A 14,359-nucleotide genomic window follows, 5' to 3' on the forward strand; every position below is an offset into this window, starting at 1 on the left:
TCCCAACCCAACCTCGTCCCAGGAGACAGCCATGTCCACCGTTGCAGTAACAGACGATTCATTCGACGCCGAAGTGAAAAACTCCGATATCCCTGTAGTGGTGGATTTCTGGGCTGAATGGTGTGGCCCCTGCAAGCAGATCGGCCCAGCGCTTGAGGAGCTGTCCGAAGAGATGGCCGGCCGGGTGAAAATCGTCAAAGTAAACGTTGACGAAAACCCAAATTCCCCCGCCCAGATGGGCGTGCGCGGCATTCCGGCACTGTTCATCTTCAAGGATGGTCAGGTGGTTTCGAACCGCGCGGGCGCAGCACCCAAGGCCACGCTTCAGGGCTGGATCGAAGAGTCGATCTGATCTGACGATACCTTCAAGAAACAGAGCACCCCGGCGGGTGCCCTTTTTCGTGGCACTCAGACCGGCCAGTCCAGATGCACGAACCGCGCGCGAATCTTTTCGCCCGCATCTTCGCGCCCGGCATTGATGGATTTCTGCTGCCAGAACCAATGCACGTATTTCGCGAAATCCGGACGCTCTGACAGAACCCTCCTGAACGCCTCTTCGGGTGTCATCCGGGTCAGGCTTTGCGCGATGTGGTGAAAGTCGATCTTTGCGAACAGGATCGCGGGCCGGTCAAACAAGAACCCGTCAAACGCCACCGCGGAGTTCTGCGTCACGACATAGGCACAGGCCTGCAGAAAGTCGCGCGCCGATCCGGCCTCAAGGCGAAGCCGGGGATGCGCGACCGCAAGTTTTTCCAACGCATCATGGTCGGCCTGCACATAGGTTTCCTTTGGATGCAGCGTGGCGACAACATCGCGCTTTGGCTCAAGCCGCAGGACTGTCTCAAGCATCTGGATCGGGCACATGTGCTGAAACGACCGGTGTTCGGTCAGTTTGCCCTGAAGCGGCACGTAAACAAATCCATCCGGAGTGTCTGTGACGTCTTCGACGTCATGAAGCCGCTTGCGCCAGAAGCTCTGAAACCGATTGGCGGCGGCATGGTTGACGCTGCCCGGATCAAACCGGTCGCGGGCCACATCCCAGAGCCAGCGCCTTTCGGTCCGGTCGATCTGCCAGAACGGATAATGATAGGCCCGGCGGAACATCAGTCCGCGCCGCCCAAGCGGGGGTTTCATATGTACAAGCGAATAGCCCTCGTGTTCCTCGGGCATGTCATCTTCGTGAAGAAACCGGACGGTCAGCCCGGCCTGTTCCAAAACACCCTGCATCAAACCGATAAAGTTATGCTCGCCCCGCTGCGCGCTGTGCAGCAGGTTGTCTTCAAGGAAAATCTGCACATCGCGCGGGGCTGTCATCCGGCGAAGCTAGGCAGGCGACAAGCCCTGCGCAACCCTTGTGCCTATGATCCAGCGCGTCCATATAGGATCGCAACGCGTTAAGGAGGCCAAGATGGCAGAAGACTTCCCGGGCTGGCATGGCACAACGATCATCGGCGTCAAGAAAGACGGCGTGGTGGTCATAGCAGGTGACGGACAGGTCTCTCTCGGTCAGACCGTGATCAAGGGCACTGCGCGCAAGGTGCGCCGCCTGTCTCCGGGCGGCTTTGACGTGGTTGCGGGCTTTGCCGGATCAACGGCGGATGCCTTCACGCTGCTGGAACGGCTTGAGACCAAACTCGAGGCAACGCCGGGCCAACTGGCCCGCGCTTCGGTTGAATTGGCCAAAGACTGGCGCACGGACAAATACCTTCAAAAGCTCGAAGCGATGCTGATCGTCACCGACGGTGCCGAGATTTTCGTGATCACCGGCGCGGGCGATGTTCTGGAACCCGAACATGACGTGACGGCGATCGGATCGGGTGGAAACTATGCATTGGCAGCGGCGCGCGGCATGATGGACAGCGATAAATCCGCCGAAGAGGTGGCCCGCGCCGCCATGGCGATCGCCGCCGATATCTGTGTCTATACAAATGGCAATCTGACGGTTGAAACGATTTCCAGATGATTGAACGCGACGATCTGCGGGCGGCGGTCTCGGCCGGGATCGTAACCGAGGCTCAGGCCGCTTCACTGGCAAGTCTGGCGGATTCCCGGCGCGGTGCGCGCGAGAACCTGAAACCGGGTGATGAACCATTCGAGCTGTTCAAAGGCTTCAACGAGATCTTCATCGTTGTGGGTTTGGGCATCCTATCCATGGGGTGGTTTGCCGTCGGTGCCGTCATGATCAATCCGGGTGCCGGTGGATTGCTGAGACAGGCAATCATGTTTGCCATTGTTGGCGGCGTTCTGATCTGGCTTTTGTCGGAATACTTCATTCGGATCCGGCGCATGGTCGCGCCTGCGATTGCATTGTCGATCCTCTGGGCGCTGAACGCCCTGGCTGGATTTACCGCCGCATTCGCCGAGCCTTTCATGGTCGGGCAGGAGGATTACCAGAGCCTTCCGCTCCCCGCGGCGCTTGCGACGCTCACGATCTTTTTCTTCTGGCTGCGCTTTCGCGTGCCGTTTGCCATGGCCATGATCGCGCTGGGTGCTTTCATCGTCGCCCTAGTCTGGACTGCCGCCGGCGCAGGAACGCCAGAAAGCGCCACCGATATCTTCATGTTGTCCGGCGATGGACCCTTTGCCTGGGTCACCTTGCTGATCGGCCTGCTTGTCTTTGCCTTGGCAATGGGCTTTGACATGTCCGACCCGCATCGCGTCACCCGGCGCGCGGCGAATGGCTTTTGGCTGCATGTCATCGCCGCCCCGGCGCTGGTGAACACGGTTGCTCTGACCCTGTTCACCCAAGGAACGGACGCTGCCTATCTGGCGCTGGCCGTGTTTCTTCTGATCTTTGCCGTCATCGCCATCATCATCGACCGGCGGTCCTTTCTGATTGCTGCCGTTGGCTATTGCGTCGCGCTCTCCAGCGCGGTGTTCGATGGAGACGGCGCAGGCTATGGCATTCTGATCCTTGGCGCATCGCTCGTCCTGCTTGGGGCTGCGTGGGAACGCCTGCGCGCGCGCCTGTTACGCCTCTTTGGCCCCGTCCTTCCACTTGACCGCCTTCCACCCTCAGCCTGAGGATTATTCATGACCGATCTCACCCCTCGCGAAATCGTCTCGGAACTTGACCGTTTCATCATTGGCCAGAATGACGCTAAACGCGCCGTTGCCGTTGCCTTGCGCAACCGCTGGCGGCGCAAACAGCTGGGCGACGACCTGCGCGACGAGGTCTATCCCAAGAATATCCTGATGATCGGCCCCACCGGCGTCGGCAAGACCGAGATCAGCCGCCGTCTGGCGAAACTTGCCCGTGCGCCCTTCATCAAGGTCGAGGCGACAAAATTCACCGAGGTCGGCTATGTCGGACGCGACGTGGAACAGATCGTGCGCGATCTGGTGGACGCCGCCATCTCGATGACGCGCGAGCATATGCGAGAAGAGGTCAAGGCCAAGGCCCATGCCGCCGCCGAAGAGCGCGTGATTACCGCCATTGCCGGCGAGGACGCGCGCGAGGCAACGCGCGAGATGTTTCGCAAGAAGCTCAAGTCGGGTGAACTGGATGACACGATCATCGATCTGGAAATCGCCGATACGTCAAACCCCATGCCGATGATTGATATTCCCGGGCAGCCCGGCGCGAACATGGGCATGATGAACATCGGCGATCTGTTTGGAAAAGCCTTTGGCGGGCGCACGGTGCGCAAACGGCTCAGCGTTGCTGACAGCTATGAGATCCTGATCGGTGACGAGGCGGACAAACTGCTGGATGATGAAACCGTCACCCGCACCGCCCTTTCGGCGGTCGAAGAGAATGGCATCGTGTTTCTGGACGAGATCGACAAGGTCTGTGCCCGCTCGGATGCGCGCGGCGGCGATGTCAGCCGCGAAGGCGTGCAGCGTGATCTGCTGCCCCTGATCGAAGGCACCACCGTCAGCACCAAACACGGGCCGGTCAAGACGGACCACATCCTGTTCATCGCCTCGGGCGCCTTTCATATCGCCAAACCATCGGATCTGTTGCCCGAACTGCAGGGTCGCCTGCCGATCCGGGTAGAGCTGCGGGCCCTGACCGAAGACGATTTCGTCCGCATTCTGACAGAAACCGACAATGCGCTGACCCTGCAATACTCGGCGCTGATGGGCACGGAAGAGGTCACTGTCACCTTCACCGAAGACGGGATCAGGGCGCTGGCCCATATCGCGGCCGAAGTGAACCAGAGCGTTGAAAACATCGGTGCGCGGCGGCTTTACACGGTTATGGAGCGTGTGTTCGAGGAACTTTCCTTTACCGCACCGGACCGGGCCGGGGACGCGATCGAAGTCAACGCGGCCTTTGTCGACGAGAACCTGGGTGAACTGGTCAAATCCACCGATATCAGCCGCTATGTGCTCTGACGGCACAATACGCTTTTGGATCTGAGCCAGTCCTTTCTGGTCCGCAACGCCAAGTGGCTGTCTGCCGGAGCGTTGCTGACATTTCTGTCCAGTTTTGGTCAGACCTTCTTTATCTCGATCTTCGCAGGAGAGATCCGCGAGACATTTTCGCTCAGCCACGGGGCTTGGGGCAGCATCTATTCCCTTGGTACGACCGCCTCGGCCATTGCGATGATCTGGGCAGGAAGCCTGACAGACGTGTTTCGGGTCAGGGTACTGGGGCCGGTGATCCTGATCGGGCTGACATTGGCGTGCCTGTCGATGGCCTTTGTCAGCGCGGTCTGGTTTCTGCCACTGGTCATCTTTGCCCTGCGCTTTACCGGGCAGGGCATGACCAGCCATATCGCAGTTGTCGCCATGGCGCGCTGGTTCGTGGCCACACGGGGCAAGGCGCTGTCAATTGCCACGCTGGGTTTCGCTGTTGGCGAGGCGATCCTTCCCCTGACTTTCGTTGCACTGATGGTGATTTTCGACTGGCGCATCCTGTGGTTGGTCGCGGCGGGCATCGCGCTTTTGGGTGCGCCGATACTGGCAATGTCGCTCAGGCAGGAACGTACCCCGCGTGAGATTTCAGCCGAAAACCCGTCGGCGGGAATGAACGGCCTGCACTGGACCCGAAACGGTGCCCTGCGCCATCCTCTGTTCTGGTTCATGGTGCCGGCCTTGCTGGGGCCGTCGGCCTTCAATACGGCATTCTTCTTTCATCAGGTGCATTTTGCCGAGATCAAGGGCTGGCAACATATCGAACTGGTGGCCTATTTTCCGCTCTACACAGGATTTTCCGTGGTCGCGATGATGCTATCGGGCTGGGCATTGGACAAATGGGGCACCGCGCGGCTCATGCCCTTGTATCAACTGCCGCTGGTGTTCAGCTTCCTGGCATTTTCCTGGGCAAGCGAGCCGACCCTGGCCTGGATCGGCTTTCTGTTTCTTGCCATGACGACCGGCTTTAACTCAACCTTGCCCAATGCCTTCTGGGCCGAGTTTTTCGGCACCAACCATATCGGCTCGATCAAGGCGATGGCGGCTGCGATCATGGTGCTGGGCTCGGCGATCGGGCCGGGTGTGACGGGCATCCTGATCGACTTCGGGATCGGGCTTGAAACGCAGTTCATCGCAATCGCCGTCTATTTCCTGCTGACAACCGCGATGATGTGGATCGGCATCGCGCGGTTCCGCGACTCGGTCCCAAGCTATCGCTGACGGCGCAGATAGACGTAATAGGCCCCTTCGCCGCCGTGGCTTACATGAGCCGGACTGATCTGCATCACCGCTTGCGCCAAGGGAGGTGACGACAACCAGCCGGGCACCTGGTGGCGCAATACGCCGCGCGGACGGGGAATCGGGCCGGTCTCGTCGGATCGTTTGCCCTTGCCGGTGATCACCAGAACCAGACGCTTGCCCGAAGCCTGCGCCGACAGAATGAACCGCGTCAGAGCGGGATGCGCACGATCCAGCGTCATCCCATGCAGGTCAATCCGTCCCTCGGGCGAAAGCTTGCCGCGCTTCATCTTTCCAAACGACTTCTTGTCCATCTGCACGGGCGCCGAGGACAGCCTGTCCTGCAAGGACGGTTGCAGCTTGTGCGGCGTGTTCGAAACGGTTGACGGCTGGCCCAGCGTAAAGGGCTCATTGATGCTGAACGCGGGCTTTTGCGGTTTCGGTTTTGGCCGCACGGCATGGGACGGTGGATCTGTGCGACGCTCGGGGTGCAACCTCTCGGTGCGCTGGGCCACCTTCTGCCACAGCTCGATCTCATCCAGACGCAGGCGGCGGCGTGTCATGATTGCCCCTCGGGCAAGAGGGCATAGGCGCGCTGAATGGGCAATAGGGTAACCATCCGGCCGGGATCTCTCAGCCGACCAGCGGCCCGGCCCGCGACATCGCCGGTGCCAAAAAAGATGTCCGCCCGCTGTGCGCCCTTGATCGCGGAACCGGTATCCTGCGCAATCATCAGGCGGCGCATCGGACCATCGCCTTCCTTTTCGATCCAGACCGGAGCCCCCAGCGGATGAAAAGCCGGATCCACCGCGATTGACCGAAGAGCGGTGATCGACCGGTTCATCGCGCCCAAAGGCCCGCGATCCGCTGGCACATGCGAGACTTCGCGGAAAAACACGTATGAAGGGTTGTGAAACAACAGCTCTTCACCCGCGACCGGGTTGCGCCGGACCCAGTTCTGGATCACCTGGGCGCTGACCTGATGGGCCTGAAACACGCCGCGCCGCGTCAGTTCAACCCCGATCGAACGATAGGGGTGCCCATTGTTCCCGCCATATCCGACACGCAATGCGCCTCCGTTCTCCAACCGCACCCGGCCGGAACCCTGTATCTGCAGAAAGAACAACTCGACCGGGTCGTCCACCCATGCAATTTCAAGCCCCCGGTTGCGCATCACATCCGTCGTCAGGATCTCGCGCCGGGTCAGCCACGGATTGGACGCGCGCGCTTCGGGCGGTTCCTTGTAGATCGGAAAGCGATAGCGAGCCGTGGGAAAGCGCGATCCGTTCAATTCCGGCTCGAAATAGCCGGTGAACATCATGTCATTGCCATCTTCGACCAGCACGGGACGAAAGAACAACTCAAAGAAGGCGCGTGCATTTTCGGGTTTCTCGGTCTGGGCAAGGGCGCATAACGACAGCCAGTCCGGATCGTCGAAATCCATGCATGTGTTGGAAAACACCTCGAGAGCGGCGGAATGGTCGTCCGCCGCCCAGCCGTTCAACTCATCAAAGGACAAGATGCTATAGCTGGTTTCCGCTCGGGCGTCAGGTGACGAAGCCATGGCAGCCACCGAAACACAGATCGCCCGAAGCGTTGGAGTCATGCGTCCGTTGCAACAAGAAGCCAGTTCGGATCATCCACGCCCATTTTGCGCGCAAAGACCCAGGTATCCTTCTGGCGTTTCACGGCCTTGGGATCGCCTTCGACGATGTCGCCGCCCTTGTCCCGAACAACGGATGTCAGCTCGGCCACAAAACGCATGGTGATCTGCGCCTCGCGGGTTTCGAGATCGAAGTCGACATTCTCGACGCGCACTTCACGCACACCGATGAACTCGGCCTCGATGGTCAGTCCCTGGTCTTCGCGGTCTGCAACCACCTGGACGAAAGCCTCAAACACTTCCTCGGCGATGAACGGCTCGATGTCATTCAGCTCACCGCGCTCAAACCCCATCACGATCATTTCATAGGCACCGCGCGAGCCTTGAACGAAATCGGTGACCGAAAAGGACGGTTCGGCGCGTTTCATCTCGGCAAGGGCCGCGGCCGAAGCGCTGTCTTCTTCCACATAGTCGGTGATATCGCGATCAGGGCCACCATCGATCACCTCGAATTCGGGGCGGCTGGGGGCCGATGACGGGCGTGGCACCGGAGGCTTTTCAAAGCCTTCACGGGTTCCAAGTACGCTTTTCAGGCGCAAAATCAGGAATACGGCGATGCCGGCCAATACCAGAAGCTGGATAAGGGGCGAATTCATTAAGTGAACCTCTTTTCGGGCAAGGGGCTTTGTTACATGTGTGTTGGACCTTATGTAGGGGCCGTGTAGGCATAAGTCTACTGTTCGACCGCAATGGAGACACAGGATAAATGTATCTTTTTCTGGCCTTTCTGCTGGTTCCACTGATCGAAATCGCCCTGTTCATTCAGATCGGTGGGGCAATTGGTCTCTGGCCGACCCTCGCAATCGTCATTCTGACGGCTGTTTTGGGAACCTGGCTGGTGCGAACGCAGGGCCTGATGGCGATGGGACAGTTGCGCGGCTCGTTTGCCGAATTGCGTGATCCGTCTGAACCTCTGGCGCATGGGGCGATGATCCTGATCGCAGGTGCCTTGTTGCTGACGCCAGGGTTTTTTACCGATGCTATCGGCTTCTTGCTGCTTACTCCGCCGGTTCGCATCGCGGTTTACAATTATGTGCGCGCGCGCGTCACCGTGCGGCAATTCGATATGGGCCCGAACCCCGGCCAGCGCCCTGCGCGCGGTGACATCATCGAAGGCGAGTTCGAGGAGGTCGCGCCGCGCAATCCCGGTGCAGTTCCCTCTGGTTGGACAAAGGACCCGGTGCCAAAGGATTGAGACTGGCCCGGCAAGCTGGTAGACAGCCGCCAACCCGGTATCCAAGGAGATCACGATGACCGAAAACGGTGCGGCAGGCGCAGCCCCTCAACAGCAGCAAAATCAGGTTCAGATGAAAGTTCTGGGACAGTTCGTTCGTGACCTTTCATTCGAAAACATCATGGCGCAAAAAGGCATTTCGGGCGAGGTGCAGCCGGATGTAAGCGTACAGGTCAACCTGGATGCGAAGAAACGCAGCGCGGACAACCAGTTCGAAGTGTCGGTGATGCTCAAGATCGACTCGAAGGCAAAAGCCGGTGGCGAGCAGCTTTTTCTGCTTGAGCTTGAATACACCGGGATCTTCCACCTTGAAGGTGTGCCCGAATCCCAGATGCATCCCTTCCTGATGATCGAATGCCCACGGATGCTGTTCCCGTTCATCCGTCGCATCGTCAGCGATGTGACCCGCGATGGCGGCTATCCGGCGCTCAACCTGGAAAACATCGACTTTGTCTCGATCTATCGTAACGAGATCGCGCGCCTTCAGGCGGCACAGGCCGCCAAGGCCGAAGAAGGCGGCAGCAAAACCGACGCCTGAATGACCTCAGACGCGCGCCTCACAAGGTGCGCGTCCACAAGGCGCCTTCGCCCAGCTTGTCAACAAAGGCTTTATGCGCCGCCTCTTCCTCGGCGGTCAGGCGGGGCGGCAAGGGCTCAGGGCGGGGCCGCGCGCGCCATTCGGAACCATCCGCTCCGGTGTTCTGACGCGTATCGGCAGCCAGCGCAAAGTCAGGCTGGCGTCCACCGATCAGCTCAAGATAGACCTCTGCCAGAATCTCACTGTCCAGCAACGCGCCGTGCAGCGTGCGCGACGAGTTATCAATCGAAAAGCGCCGGCACAGCGCGTCCAGAGACGCCGGTGAGCCGGGAAACTTCTTGCGCGCGATCAGCAGCGTATCCACCGCCTGATCATATGGCAAATGCGGCAGGCCCATCCAGCCAAGCTCGGCGTTCAGGAACTTCATGTCAAAGGCCGCATTGTGGATGACCAGCTTGGCATCACCGATGAACTCCACAAACGCATGTCCGATTTCGGCGAATTTGGGCTTGTCGCGCAGAAAATCATCGCCCAACCCATGCACCTCGAATGCCTCCTGGGGCATCGTGCGCTCGGGGTTGATGTATTGGTGATAGGTGCGGCCGGTGACCACGTGATTATACAGTTCAACCGCTCCGATCTCGACGATCCGGTCTCCGCTTTCGGGATCAAACCCGGTTGTCTCGGTGTCCAGAACGATTTCACGCATCTGCCAGTGCCCCTCGGATCTCTTTCAAAACAGACTGCACCTGCGCCCGCGCATGTTCAACCGTGTCCGTGATGATCACATGATCTGCGCGCGCACGTTTTTCGGCGTCAGGCATCTGTTTGAACAGGATCTGCCGGAACTGTTCTTCGCTCATCGTGCCACGCTCAAGAACCCGTGTGCGCTGAACGTCAGCCGGGGCCGAGACAACGACGGTTACGTCCATGGCCTTGTCCCCGCCCGTCTCGAACAGGATGGGAATGTCGAAAACAAGGATATCAGCCGTGCTGTGAGCCACAAAGGACGCGCGATCCTGCGCCACCAGCGGATGCACGATTTCCTCGATCTGCGCCAAAGCGCCCGGGTTAGAGCCGATAATCTCCTTCAGCGCGACCCGCGAAACGGCACCGTCCACGATCGCATTGGGGAACAGTGCGCGCATCGGTTCAACCGCGGCACCACCCGGCGCATAAAGCCGGTGCACCGCCGCATCCGCATCCCAGACATCGCAGCCCTCTTCCGCAAAAAGCCGCGCGGTCGTGCTTTTGCCCATCCCGATCGAGCCGGTCAGCCCCAGCTTGATCGTCATCGCAGCGCGGCGGCCCGCGTTCCCGCATCGACCTCGGGGCGCAGACCGAACCAGCGCTCAAAACAAGGCACCGCCTGGTGCAGCAACATTCCCAGCCCATCGACCGTGACACAGCCCGCCTCTTCGGCCTCGCGCAGCAAACGAGTCTGCAGCGGTTCATAGACAAGGTCAGTGACAACCGTGCCCTTTTGCAGGCCATCCAGCGGAATACGCATTTCAGGTTTGCCCGTCATGCCCAGAGATGTGGTGTTCACCACAAGTGCCGCTTCTTCCAGAACATTGCCGGCCTGCACCCAGTCGATCACCTGGATGCGCATGCCGAAATCTTCCTTGATCTTTTCGGCGCGCACGCGCGTTCTGTTGGTCAGCAAAATCTCGGAAACACCGGCATCCGCCAAGGCCGCGACAACCGCCCGCGCGGCCCCGCCAGCACCCAGCACGACCGCTTTCCCATCGGACGCCGACCAGTTCGGCGCGCCCTGGCGCAGGTTCTCGATGAAGCCATAGCCATCGGTGTTATCAGCCATGATGGTCCCATCACGGCGGAAGATCAAAGTATTCGCTGCGCCGATCAGGATCGCGCGATCCGTGATCTGATCGGCTAGAGACATGACCTTTTCCTTGTATGGGATGGTCACGTTACAGCCGACAAACCCCATTGCAGGCATCGTGCGGATAACCGTCTCCAGATCATCTGACGCAACATCGATGGGAATAAAATGGCCCCGCAAGCCATGCACACTCAGCCAATAGGTATGCAGCTTCGGAGACCGGGAATGCGCGACAGGTGATCCGATCACCCCGGCCAGAGGAATTCTGTCTTCTGTCATGACTCTAGCACCCCACGTAACGTCAGATAGGCCAGCACTTCCAATAGCGGCATACCCAGTACATTAAAATAGTCACCGTCAATGCGTGTAAACAAGCGCACGCCTTCTTCTTCAAGCTTGTAGGCACCCACCGCATCGCGCACCGACTCCCAATTGCGCGCGACGTAACCCTCGAGATAGGCATCCGATGCATCCCGCATCAAAAGCCGCACCTGACCCACGTGCCGCCAGACGGGCTTGCCCTCGTCATAGATCACCGCGGCTGATAGCAACATATGCCGCTGGCCACGCAGGGACCTGAGTTGATCCAGCGCATCCTGGGGGGTCTTTGGTTTGGACAGAAGCTGGCCCTGAAAATCCAGAACCTGATCGCAGCCCAGAACCATCGCGCCGGTCTTGTCGCTGATCTTGCGCGCCTTGGCTTCGGCCAGAGCATCGGCGATATCGCGCGGCGGTGCGCCATCCGCCAGAAGCGAGGCCTTGATCGCATCTTCATCGACCCGCGCCACCTGGACGTCAAAGACAACGCCGGCATTGCGCAGCATCTGTGCGCGGATTTCAGAGCCAGAGGCCAGAAGCATGGGGACACTCATGTGGATAAGCGTGCGGGTTTCTTGGTTGCGGTCATGGGCATGTTTTGCCGGGAAAGCGGATCAAGATGCAAGAGCACCCTGGACGCGGGTATGAAACCAGAGATCCTACACGTCCATCCTCCTTGGGACGGGATAAATCGCCGCGTGGGTACAAGACGGTCTGTCCTGATCTTGTACCCGAGTTATCCCCTGCCACAGAAATGCCACAATTCATCCAAACATTTGATTATAAATGATTTTCATGCTTCTCCCCAATTCATAACTGGGGCAGGTGCTGATTTTTGCACAGATGGGATAACGTCTGGAAAACCCAAGTATCCACAGCTTGAGGTCGCCCCTACTTAATCATCATCCTTTCTTTACTTCTTAATATATTGATAAGGGGAAGGAACGCTCTGGAACGAGAAACCGATGATTGATCTGCTTGCCGCCGCCTATCCCTGGACAAAATCGCTGCATATCATTTCCGTGATCGCATGGATGGCCGGGTTGTTCTATTTGCCACGCCTTTATGTCTATCATGTCGAAAAGGCGGACGAGATCGCGGGTGTAGCCCCGCTGTTCGAGGTGATGGAACGTCGCTTGCTGAAGGCGATCATGAATCCCGCGATGATCGCGACCTGGGTCTTTGGTCTTGCGCTTGTCTTCACCCCGGGCATCGTCGATTGGGGGTCTGTCTGGCCCTGGACAAAAGCTCTGTCCGTGCTGGGAATGACCTGGTTTCATCATTGGCTGGGCTTGCGGCGCAAGGATTTCATGAACGGCCAGAACACGGTCAGTGGCCGTCACTATCGGATGATGAACGAAGTTCCCACCATCCTGCTGATCGTCATCGTCTTTTCCGTGATCTTCAAATTCTGAGTCATTTGACTCAGGCGTCACAGATGAGTATCTAGGCGTTAACTGACCCGTCCGGGCCAAGTGCTTTTCCGCATGACATGTTCACCATCCGCGCCATTCGTGCGGAGCATTCAGGTATCCCTACATGACCGAAACTCTGAACCTCGCCGATCTCAAGGCAAAAAGTCCCAAAGATCTTCTGGCAATGGCAGAAGAACTCGAGATCGAGAATGCCTCGACCATGCGCAAGGGCGAGATGATGTTCCAGATCCTGCGTGAACGCGCAGATGAAGGCTGGGAAGTATCCGGAGATGGCGTCCTCGAAGTCCTTCAGGACGGGTTCGGCTTTCTGCGCTCACCCGAGGCGAACTATCTTCCCGGTCCGGATGACATCTATGTCTCGCCCGAGATGATCCGCCAGCACTCGTTGCGGACAGGCGATACGATTGACGGCGTCATGCAGGCCCCCAATGACACGGAACGTTATTTTGCGCTGACAAAGATCACGCAGATCAATTTTGCCGATCCGGAAATGGCCAAGCACAAGATCGCGTTCGACAACCTCACTCCGCTTTATCCAGACGAGCGGCTGAAGATGGAGATCGAAGATCCAACCATCAAGGACCGTTCGGCCCGGTTGATCGACCTGGTGGCTCCCATCGGTAAAGGCCAGCGGTCCCTGATCGTGGCTCCGCCTCGGACAGGTAAGACGGTTCTGCTGCAGAACATTGCGCGTTCGATCGAAGTGAACCACCCGGAGTGTTACCTGATCGTGCTGCTGATCGACGAACGCCCCGAGGAGGTGACGGACATGCAGCGTTCGGTGAAAGGCGAAGTGATCTCGTCTACCTTCGACGAGCCCGCGACCCGCCACGTCGCCGTGTCGGAAATGGTGATTGAAAAGGCCAAGCGCCTGGTGGAACATAAACGAGATGTTGTTATTCTCCTCGACTCGATCACAAGACTTGGTAGAGCATTTAACACAGTGGTCCCATCCTCGGGCAAGGTTCTGACCGGGGGTGTGGATGCCAATGCGCTGCAACGACCCAAGCGTTTCTTTGGTGCGGCGCGAAATATCGAAGAGGGCGGGTCGCTCACCATCATCGCCACGGCGCTGATCGACACGGGCAGCCGGATGGACGAGGTGATCTTCGAAGAATTCAAAGGCACCGGTAACTCGGAAATCGTCCTGGATCGCAAGATCGCGGACAAGCGGGTTTTCCCAGCCATCGATATTCTCAAGTCGGGCACCCGGAAAGAAGAGCTGCTCACCGACAAGGTGGACCTGCAAAAGACCTTTGTCTTGCGGCGTATCCTCAATCCGATGGGCACTACAGATGCAGTCGAGTTCCTGCTTTCCAAGCTCAAGCAGACTAAGACCAACGCTGAATTCTTCGATTCCATGAACACCTGATCCGGGGCGCTCCTTCCGGGGCGTTTGGCGTATGGACACAATTTTCGCACTGGCGACGGCCGAAGGCAAAGCCGGGGTTGCGGTTGTTCGCATCTCGGGCCCATCGGCGCATCTGGCGGCCATGGCGCTTGCGGGCAGCTTGCCGCCCGCCCAGTCCTCGGCGGTGCGTATGTTGCGCGACGCCGCGGGAGAGGTTCTGGATCACGCGCTGATCCTGCGCTTTGATCAACCGCGCAGCTTTACGGGCGAAGATGTGGTCGAGCTTCAATGCCACGGCAGCACCGCCATTATTGCGGCCGTCTTGTCAGAACTGTCCCGTCAGGAGGGGCTTCGCCTGGCCGAGCCGGGGGA

General features: G+C 59.0%; 17 protein-coding genes and 1 pseudogene. 10 read left to right on the forward strand and 8 right to left on the reverse strand.

The genetic code is table 11. The features are described 5' to 3' along the window. Positions 1–31 precede the first annotated feature (31 nt). Positions 32–352, forward strand: a complete 321-nt coding sequence (trxA, locus tag WAO69_RS01500) for a thioredoxin (RefSeq protein WP_422176025.1) — start codon at positions 32–34, stop codon at positions 350–352. 56 nt (positions 353–408) lie between these two features. On the opposite strand, the gene WAO69_RS01505 is transcribed toward trxA, so the two are convergent. Then, complete coding sequence (locus WAO69_RS01505) at positions 409–1,314, reverse strand: hypothetical protein (RefSeq protein WP_422176027.1); 906 nt, start codon at positions 1,312–1,314, stop codon at positions 409–411. A 94-nt stretch (positions 1,315–1,408) separates the two neighbouring features. Here WAO69_RS01505 and hslV point away from each other — a divergent pair, with 94 nt between their 5' ends. The 4 genes from hslV to WAO69_RS01525 are packed head-to-tail and all read left to right on the forward strand — an operon-like array spanning position 1,409 to position 5,583. Continuing rightward, positions 1,409–1,963 carry an ATP-dependent protease subunit HslV gene (gene hslV, locus WAO69_RS01510; RefSeq protein ID WP_422176029.1) on the forward strand — a complete coding sequence of 185 codons (555 nt, stop codon included), beginning with the start codon at positions 1,409–1,411 and terminating at the stop codon, positions 1,961–1,963. Continuing rightward, positions 1,960–3,024 carry a hypothetical protein gene (locus tag WAO69_RS01515; protein ID WP_422176031.1) on the forward strand — a complete coding sequence of 355 codons (1,065 nt, stop codon included), beginning with the start codon at positions 1,960–1,962 and terminating at the stop codon, positions 3,022–3,024. Before hslV ends, WAO69_RS01515 begins: the two co-directional genes overlap by 4 nt. A gap of 9 nt (positions 3,025–3,033) precedes the next feature. Continuing rightward, positions 3,034–4,341, forward strand: coding sequence for an ATP-dependent protease ATPase subunit HslU (gene hslU / locus WAO69_RS01520; RefSeq protein WP_422176033.1), 1,308 nt, complete (start codon positions 3,034–3,036; stop codon positions 4,339–4,341). A gap of 15 nt (positions 4,342–4,356) precedes the next feature. Then, on the forward strand, positions 4,357–5,583 hold the full coding sequence (locus tag WAO69_RS01525; protein WP_422176035.1) for an MFS transporter: 1,227 nt from the start codon (positions 4,357–4,359) through the stop codon (positions 5,581–5,583). On the opposite strand, the gene WAO69_RS01530 is transcribed toward WAO69_RS01525, so the two are convergent. From WAO69_RS01530 to WAO69_RS01540, 3 genes are read right to left on the reverse strand one after another with little or no spacing between them, the layout of a single operon-like run. Then, complete coding sequence (locus tag WAO69_RS01530; protein WP_422176037.1) at positions 5,574–6,164, reverse strand: Smr/MutS family protein; 591 nt, start codon at positions 6,162–6,164, stop codon at positions 5,574–5,576. The two genes, WAO69_RS01525 and WAO69_RS01530, sit on opposite strands and share 10 nt — an antisense overlap. Beyond that, on the reverse strand, positions 6,161–7,165 hold the full coding sequence (locus WAO69_RS01535; protein WP_422176062.1) for a murein transglycosylase A: 1,005 nt from the start codon (positions 7,163–7,165) through the stop codon (positions 6,161–6,163). Before WAO69_RS01535 ends, WAO69_RS01530 begins: the two co-directional genes overlap by 4 nt. A 38-nt stretch (positions 7,166–7,203) precedes the next feature. Next, entirely contained in the window at positions 7,204–7,860 is a 657-nt protein-coding gene (locus WAO69_RS01540) for a Tim44/TimA family putative adaptor protein (protein ID WP_422176039.1), read from the reverse strand. 110 nt (positions 7,861–7,970) lie between these two features. Between WAO69_RS01540 and WAO69_RS01545 the strand changes: the two genes are divergently transcribed. Both WAO69_RS01545 and secB read left to right on the forward strand, forming a co-directional pair. After that, a complete protein-coding gene (locus tag WAO69_RS01545; protein WP_422176041.1) occupies positions 7,971–8,459 on the forward strand; it encodes an FxsA family protein in 489 nt (162 codons plus the stop codon). Between the two features lie 55 nt (positions 8,460–8,514). Then, complete coding sequence (secB, locus tag WAO69_RS01550) at positions 8,515–9,036, forward strand: protein-export chaperone SecB (RefSeq protein ID WP_422176043.1); 522 nt, start codon at positions 8,515–8,517, stop codon at positions 9,034–9,036. A gap of 19 nt (positions 9,037–9,055) precedes the next feature. Here the strand turns inward: secB and dnaQ are convergent, their stop codons facing one another. The 4 genes from dnaQ to WAO69_RS01570 are packed head-to-tail and all read right to left on the reverse strand — an operon-like array spanning position 9,056 to position 11,754. Then, positions 9,056–9,745, reverse strand: a complete 690-nt coding sequence (gene dnaQ / locus WAO69_RS01555) for a DNA polymerase III subunit epsilon (protein ID WP_422176046.1) — start codon at positions 9,743–9,745, stop codon at positions 9,056–9,058. Next, a complete protein-coding gene (coaE, locus tag WAO69_RS01560) occupies positions 9,738–10,331 on the reverse strand; it encodes a dephospho-CoA kinase (protein WP_422176048.1) in 594 nt (197 codons plus the stop codon). Before coaE ends, dnaQ begins: the two co-directional genes overlap by 8 nt. Next, positions 10,328–11,161, reverse strand: a complete 834-nt coding sequence (locus WAO69_RS01565) for a shikimate dehydrogenase (RefSeq protein ID WP_422176050.1) — start codon at positions 11,159–11,161, stop codon at positions 10,328–10,330. Before WAO69_RS01565 ends, coaE begins: the two co-directional genes overlap by 4 nt. After that, entirely contained in the window at positions 11,158–11,754 is a 597-nt protein-coding gene (locus tag WAO69_RS01570) for a Maf family protein (protein ID WP_422176052.1), read from the reverse strand. Before WAO69_RS01570 ends, WAO69_RS01565 begins: the two co-directional genes overlap by 4 nt. A 411-nt stretch (positions 11,755–12,165) precedes the next feature. Between WAO69_RS01570 and hemJ the strand changes: the two genes are divergently transcribed. The 3 genes and pseudogenes from hemJ to WAO69_RS01585 all read left to right on the forward strand — a co-directional run. Continuing rightward, a complete protein-coding gene (hemJ, locus tag WAO69_RS01575; protein WP_422176054.1) occupies positions 12,166–12,615 on the forward strand; it encodes a protoporphyrinogen oxidase HemJ in 450 nt (149 codons plus the stop codon). Between the two features lie 124 nt (positions 12,616–12,739). Then, entirely contained in the window at positions 12,740–14,008 is a 1,269-nt protein-coding gene (rho, locus tag WAO69_RS01580) for a transcription termination factor Rho (RefSeq protein WP_422176056.1), read from the forward strand. 31 nt (positions 14,009–14,039) lie between these two features. Then, a pseudogene (locus tag WAO69_RS01585) lies at positions 14,040–14,359 on the forward strand (tRNA uridine-5-carboxymethylaminomethyl(34) synthesis GTPase MnmE); the annotation flags it as partial.

The sequence above is a fragment of the Aestuariivita sp. genome (genome assembly GCF_049276915.1).
Taxonomy (GTDB): Bacteria; Pseudomonadota; Alphaproteobacteria; order Rhodobacterales; family Rhodobacteraceae; genus Aestuariivita.

Coding starts and splice junctions, on each gene's coding strand:
- WAO69_RS01530 (WP_422176037.1), bottom strand. CDS start 6,164: ATGACACGCCGCCGCCTGCGTCTGGATGAGATCGAGCTGTGGCAGAAG.
- rho (WP_422176056.1), top strand. CDS start 12,740: ATGACCGAAACTCTGAACCTCGCCGATCTCAAGGCAAAAAGTCCCAAA.
- WAO69_RS01515 (WP_422176031.1), top strand. CDS start 1,960: ATGATTGAACGCGACGATCTGCGGGCGGCGGTCTCGGCCGGGATCGTA.
- WAO69_RS01540 (WP_422176039.1), bottom strand. CDS start 7,860: ATGAATTCGCCCCTTATCCAGCTTCTGGTATTGGCCGGCATCGCCGTA.
- WAO69_RS01535 (WP_422176062.1), bottom strand. CDS start 7,165: ATGGCTTCGTCACCTGACGCCCGAGCGGAAACCAGCTATAGCATCTTG.
- WAO69_RS01570 (WP_422176052.1), bottom strand. CDS start 11,754: ATGAGTGTCCCCATGCTTCTGGCCTCTGGCTCTGAAATCCGCGCACAG.
- WAO69_RS01565 (WP_422176050.1), bottom strand. CDS start 11,161: ATGACAGAAGACAGAATTCCTCTGGCCGGGGTGATCGGATCACCTGTC.
- trxA (WP_422176025.1), top strand. CDS start 32: ATGTCCACCGTTGCAGTAACAGACGATTCATTCGACGCCGAAGTGAAA.
- hslV (WP_422176029.1), top strand. CDS start 1,409: ATGGCAGAAGACTTCCCGGGCTGGCATGGCACAACGATCATCGGCGTC.
- hslU (WP_422176033.1), top strand. CDS start 3,034: ATGACCGATCTCACCCCTCGCGAAATCGTCTCGGAACTTGACCGTTTC.
- WAO69_RS01545 (WP_422176041.1), top strand. CDS start 7,971: ATGTATCTTTTTCTGGCCTTTCTGCTGGTTCCACTGATCGAAATCGCC.
- hemJ (WP_422176054.1), top strand. CDS start 12,166: ATGATTGATCTGCTTGCCGCCGCCTATCCCTGGACAAAATCGCTGCAT.
- dnaQ (WP_422176046.1), bottom strand. CDS start 9,745: ATGCGTGAAATCGTTCTGGACACCGAGACAACCGGGTTTGATCCCGAA.
- secB (WP_422176043.1), top strand. CDS start 8,515: ATGACCGAAAACGGTGCGGCAGGCGCAGCCCCTCAACAGCAGCAAAAT.
- coaE (WP_422176048.1), bottom strand. CDS start 10,331: ATGACGATCAAGCTGGGGCTGACCGGCTCGATCGGGATGGGCAAAAGC.
- WAO69_RS01505 (WP_422176027.1), bottom strand. CDS start 1,314: ATGACAGCCCCGCGCGATGTGCAGATTTTCCTTGAAGACAACCTGCTG.